Origin of the sequence: Sphingomonas parva (ex Maeng et al. 2020) (assembly GCF_004564275.1) — a bacterium.
GTDB lineage: Bacteria > Pseudomonadota > Alphaproteobacteria > Sphingomonadales > Sphingomonadaceae > Allosphingosinicella > Allosphingosinicella parva.
Map to the genome: position 1 here is coordinate 1 of NZ_SPDV01000038.1, position 5735 is coordinate 5735.

Consider the following 5735-nt stretch of genomic DNA (forward strand, 5'->3'; position numbering starts at 1 on the left):
TGCCTCAGCGAAGCGGCGCGCCTGCCTCGGATTGACCTTGGCATAGGGCAGACCGCTCCGGACGAGCGTACGTTCAAACAGGCGATGATAGGGCCCGGTGGGCTCGAAGACGACCAGGTCGATCGAGACACGATCGAGCCAAGCCAACAGCTGCGCGTGGCCTGCCGCGATATTCGCGACATGCAAGGTGCTGCCGCCGGGATTGAGGCACACGTCGAGATGGTCTTTGGAGATGTCGACGCCGAGGACCTGTGGTAGGCTCTTGCTCATCTTTTCCTCCCCTCTGCTTGTCATCCGAGGCGGCACCTCGGGTATCCGTTCAGGGCTCAAGGAAAAGAAAGGGGTGATCAAACTCTAGCTCGGTCCGCGACGACCAGCGCGATCTCGATCCGACCCCTTCCGCCGTTGGTGGGTACAGCCGCCAACGGCGGTCCGTTTTGCCACGAACGGGCAGACTCTCATAAGACAAGCGCGATCGGCTGAGGTGGAAGCGCCTCGCGCTCCCACCGACGACGTGAATCGCGCTCTATTCAAATGGTTGAGACCAGGCTCGCCTCAGGCTGATTCAGCCTGAGGCGATCCTGGTCTAGCCGCTAAACCGGGCGCACGAGATCCCGATCACCCCAAAGAAAAGGCGCCGCGGACCCGAAGGTCCGCGGCGCCAGGTCGATCAGGCGAAGATGATGTCGCTCTGCAGGATCTGGACGTGGTCGGTGGCGATGACGAAGTCGGCCACCTTGTCGCCGTTGACGTCGCCGGCCAGGAACCAGTCGCCGTGATCCTTGTAGGCGCGAAGCTCGCCGGCGGCGCCGCTGAACGCCCTCGATCCGACCCAGGTGAAGGTGTCGTGCGCCGACGTGCCGCTGCGGGCATCGAGATCGCTGAGATCGATCTTGTCCTGGCCACGGACGAAGTCGGTGATCGTGTCCGTGCCGCCGAGATCGTCGACCAGGAACACGTCCTTGCCGGCGCCGCCGGTCAGCGTGTCGTTGCCGGCACCGCCGTCGAGCGTGTCGTTGCCCGCGCCGCCATCGACATTGTCGTTGCCGGTGCCGCCGTCGAGCCGGTCGGCGCCGTCGCCGCCGTCGAGCGTATCGTTGTCGGCGCCGCCGAGCAGCACGTCGTCGCCGCTGCCGCCGTATAGCGCGTCACGGCCGGCGCCGCCGTCGAGCAGGTCATTCCCGCCGTCGCCGTACAGGATGTCGTTGCCGGCGCCGCCGCTCAGCAGGTTCGCAACGTTGTTGCCGAACAGCTGGTCGGCGAAGGCCGAGCCGGTGATGTTCTCGAAGTTGAGGAGACGATCGCCGGTGGCGAAGCCGCCGAGGCCGTCCGGCAGGGCGTCCTCGATCCAGAAGAGCGCATCCCAGAGCCAACCCGTATCAGTCGGGGAACGGACATTGTCGAGCCGCACCACGACCCCCGCATCCGAGGCCTCGTAGCTGACGGTGTCGATGCCCGCGCCGCCGTCGAGGACGTTGCGCTGATCGTTGGCGATGATCAGGTTGTCGAGGTTGTTGCCGGTGCCGTTCTGCGCCGTGCCGACCAGCTCCAGCTCCTCGACATTGGCGGCGAGGACGAAGTTGACCGAGCTCAGCACGCGGTCGCGACCCTCCGCCTCCGCCTCGACGATCGCGTCACCGGTATTGTCGACGATGTAGCGATCGTTGCCGGCGCCGCCGATCATTGTGTCCGCGCCGACCCCGCCGTCGATGACGTTGTCGAGCCCGTTGCCGGTGATGCGGTTGTCGAGGCCGTTGCCGGTGCCGGTCAGGGAGGATCCGGTCAGCTCCAGATTCTCGACATTTGCGCCGAGGCTGTAGTTGATCGAGGACACGACGGTGTCGGTGCCCTCACCCGCAGTCTCGGTAACGACGTCGCCCGCGCTGTCGACGATGTACCGGTCGTTGCCGGAGCCGCCGATCATCGTGTCCGCGCCGACCCCGCCGTCGATGACGTTGTCGAGCCCGTTGCCGGTGATGCGGTTGTCGAGCCCGTTGCCGGTGCCGGTCAGGGCGGATCCGGTCAGCTCCAGATTCTCGACGTTTGCGCCGAGGCTGTGGTTGATCGAGGAGACGACGGTGTCGGTGCCCTCACCCGCAGTCTCGGTGACGAGGTCGCCGAGATTCTCGACAAAGTAGCGGTCGTTGCCGGCTCCGCCGATCATCGTGTCCGCGCCGAACCCACCGTCGATGACGTTGTCGGCGCCGTTGCCCGTGATCTGGTTGTCCAGACCGTTGCCGGTGCCGCTCACCGCCGTGCCGGTCAGCTCCAGGTCCTCGACGTTCGCGCCGAGGCTGTAGTCGATCGACGAAGCGACGGTGTCGGTGCCCTCGCCAGCGTTTTCGATGACGACATCGCCGCCGTTGTCAACAACGTAGCGATCGCTGCCGAGGCCACCGAGCATCGTGTCCGCGCCGCCGCGGCCGTCGAGGATGTTGTCGGCGGCGTTGCCGGTGACGCGGTTCGCGGCGCCGTTGCCGGTGCCGGAGATCGCCGAGCCGGTGAGCTCGAGATCCTCGACATTGTCGGCGAGCGTATAGCTGATCGCGCTGACTACGGTGTCGGTGCCTTCGCCCTCCGCTTCGGTGACCACGTCGCCCGCATCGTCGACGATGTAGCGATCGTCGCCGAGGCCGCCTGCCAGAGCGTCGGCACCGGTGCCGCCGTCGAGCAGGTCGTCGCCCGCGCCGCCGCCCAACCGGTTCGCGCCGGCGTTGCCGGTGAGAACGTCGTTGAAGGCGGAGCCGGTGAGGTTCTCGATCCCGCTCAGCGTGTCGGAGCCCGCGCCGGTCGCCTGCGCGCCGGCGAGGCCGAGGTTCACGGTCACCGCGGCCGCCGCGTCGCTGTAGCTCGCGGTGTCGCTGCCGTCGCCGCCGATCAGCGTATCGTCACCCGCGCCGCCGAACAGCACGTCGTCGCCGGTGCCGCCGTCGAGCGTGTCATTGCCGGCGAGGCCGATCAGCACGTCGTTTCCGCCCGCGCCGCTCAACGTGTCGTCCTTGATCGCGCCGGTGATGGTCTCGTCGCCGTCGAAGCCGGTCAGGACTATGTTGTCGATGAAGCCGTCGAAGTTGAACGTCGTGAAGCCACCGGTGTAGCCGTTGCTGATCGTGAAGACCGTCACCGCGCCGTTGGCGGCGGCGCCGGCGTCACGATCGACCTGCAGCAGCAGGTCGGCGCCCGACTGGACCAGGTTGAGGTGACCGCTGGCGAAGGCGTCCGAGTTCGCCGTGTAGCCGAGCAGCGAGCCATTCAGCCACTGGGTCATCTCGAACTTGTCGCCCGCGTTGCCGACCTGGAAGTCGGTGACGACGTTGCCATGGGCCACCGTGCTGGCGCCCGCGCCGGTGCCGGCGAGTTGGATGATGTCCTGGCCGGCGCCGAGGGTGACGATGTGCTTCGACTCCGTCGCCGCGCCGAGCAGGCTGAGGCTGAGGACGTCGTTGCCCGACCCGGCGTTGATCACCGCCGACTTGACGCCGGTGAGGACGATGCGGTCGCTGCCGTCGCCGCCGTCGACCGTGACGGTATCGAGGTAGCGGGTGCCGGTCGTGCCGAGCGCCGCATAGGTGGTCGACGAAAGACCGGTGAGCAGGCGGGCGTCGCCGGTGAGCAGAGCGGTCGACAGCGTGCCCGCGCGCAGCTCGATGAAGTCGTCGCCGGTGCCGCCGTCCATGTTGATATTGGTCGCCGGCGCCGCCGCTGCGCGGGTGACGTGCAGCGTGTCGTTGCCGCCGAAGCCGAACAGGCTGTCGGTCTGGCCGGCGACGCTCGTCGCCGCGGTGCCGGTGTCGGTGATCAGGTTGAACCCGTCGTCACCCATCAGCGTGTCGCCGAAGTTGGAGCCGTCGAGATATTCGATACCGATCAGGGTATCGACGCCCTCCCCGCCCGTGTTCTGGCTGACGCCCTGGATGCGGAGATCGACCGTCACGCCGGCCGTCGAGTTGATGTAGGTGGCCGTGTCCAGCCCCTCGCCGCCGATCAGCGTGTCGTTGCCGAGGCCGCCCGACAGGAGGTCGTTGCCGAGCCAGCCGTCGAGGACGTCGTCGCCGGCGAGACCGGCGAGGCTGTCCAGCGTGCCGCCGCCCCGGACCACGTCGTTGACCTGGCTGCCCCGGAAGATGACCCGCTCGATGCTGATCAGCTCGCCGGCGGCAACACCGTTGAAGGTCAGCGCGCTGTTCCCCTCGAGGCTCGAGAGATCGAAGGCGATGCCGGTGGTGCTTCCGGCGACGCCGAGCCGGCCGTCGTAGATCAGATAGGCGATGTCGGTGCCGGCGCCGCCGTCATAGACGTCGTCGCCGCCGTCGACGCCGGTGAAGTATTGACGCGCCGTGTTGCCCACGCCGCCGACCAGGCTGTCGTCGCCGTCGCCGCCGCGCAGGATGTCGTTGCCCTGGCCGCCGGACAGGAAGTCGCTGCCGGCGCCGCCCTCGAGCACGTCGGCGCTGCCGTCGTCCAGAGCGCCGGTCGTGCCGCCCAGCAGGGTGTCGTTACCGGCGCCGCCGATCAGGACATCGGCGCCGTTCCGGCCTTCCATCGTGTCGACCGCGGAGCCGCCGACCAGGCGGTTGGCGGCGGCGCTGCCGATCACAGTGTTGGCGAACGTCGCCGCGCCGACGAAGTTCTCGATGTTGGAGATCGTATCGGTGCCGCCCCAGGTGCCGGTGTTCTGCGCGGTGGCGAGGGCGAGGTTCATCGCGACCGTCGACGTCGAGGCCGAATAGTCCAGAGTGTCCGATCCTCCGGCGCCGTTGTAGACGTCGTTGCCGCGGCCTTCGAAGAAGACGTTGTCCCCGCCGTCGCCGGTGACGGCGTCGTTGCCCGTGCCGGTCAGCACGTTCTCGAAGCCGGAGATGGTCTTGCTGCCCCGGCCGGTCGCCTGGGCCGTGGTGGTGGCGAGGTTGACCGTCACCGCCGCCGAGCCGGCGCTGGCGAAGGAGATCGTGTCCACGCCGGCGCCGCCCTCGAGGACGTCGTCGCCGAGGCCGCCGTCGATCACGTTGCTGCCGGCGTCACCGGTGAGGGTGTCGGCATTCGCGCCGCCGAGCAGATTCTCGATGCTGCGCAGGGTGGCGACCGCCGCACCGCCGATCGTGGCGGTGGCATCGCCCGCGCCGTTCAGCGCCACCGTCACCGCGCCGAGGCCGGCGAAGGAGGCGGTGTCCGCGCCGGCCCCGCCGTCGAGCAGGTCGACGGCGCCGGCCGCGTTGGCGCCCGGGTTCAGCGTATCGTCGCCGGCGCCGCCGGAAACGACGTTAGCGCTGGCGTCGCCGGTCAGGCTGTCGGCGAACGCCGAGCCGGACAGGTTCTCGAACCCGCTGAGGGTGTCGGTGCCCGCATTGACGGTGTTCTGCGCCGAACCCTGGAGGGCGAGGCTGACAGCGACGCCGGCCGCGGCGCCCGCATAAGACGCGGTGTCGACGCCTGCGCCGCCGGCCAGGACGTCATTGCCCAGGCCGCCTTCGATCACGTTGTCGTTGCCGTCGCCGGTGAGCGTGTCGTTGAGACCCGAGCCGACCAGATTCTCGATGCCGCTGAGCGTGTCTGAACCGGCCGCAACCGTGTTCTGGGCGACCCCCTGGACGTTGAGATCGACCGTGACGCCGGTCGTCGAGCCGCCGCTGAAGGCGTTGACGAACGAAGCCGTGTCGTTGTCGCTGCCGCCGTTCAACAGGTCGTCGGCAAGGGTGCCGACGAGCAGGTCGTTGCCGGCGCCGCCGTCGAGCACG

General features: G+C 68.5%; 2 protein-coding genes. Both read right to left on the reverse strand.

The features are described 5' to 3' along the window. Nucleotides 1-270, reverse strand: a 270-nt coding sequence (locus tag E2493_RS16730; RefSeq protein WP_167737493.1) for an IS110 family transposase, incomplete at its 3' end; no start/stop codon positions are given. 400 nt (nucleotides 271-670) lie between these two features. Continuing rightward, the coding region (locus tag E2493_RS21925) for a beta strand repeat-containing protein (protein ID WP_167737587.1) at nucleotides 671-5735 on the reverse strand (5065 nt) is incomplete at its 5' end.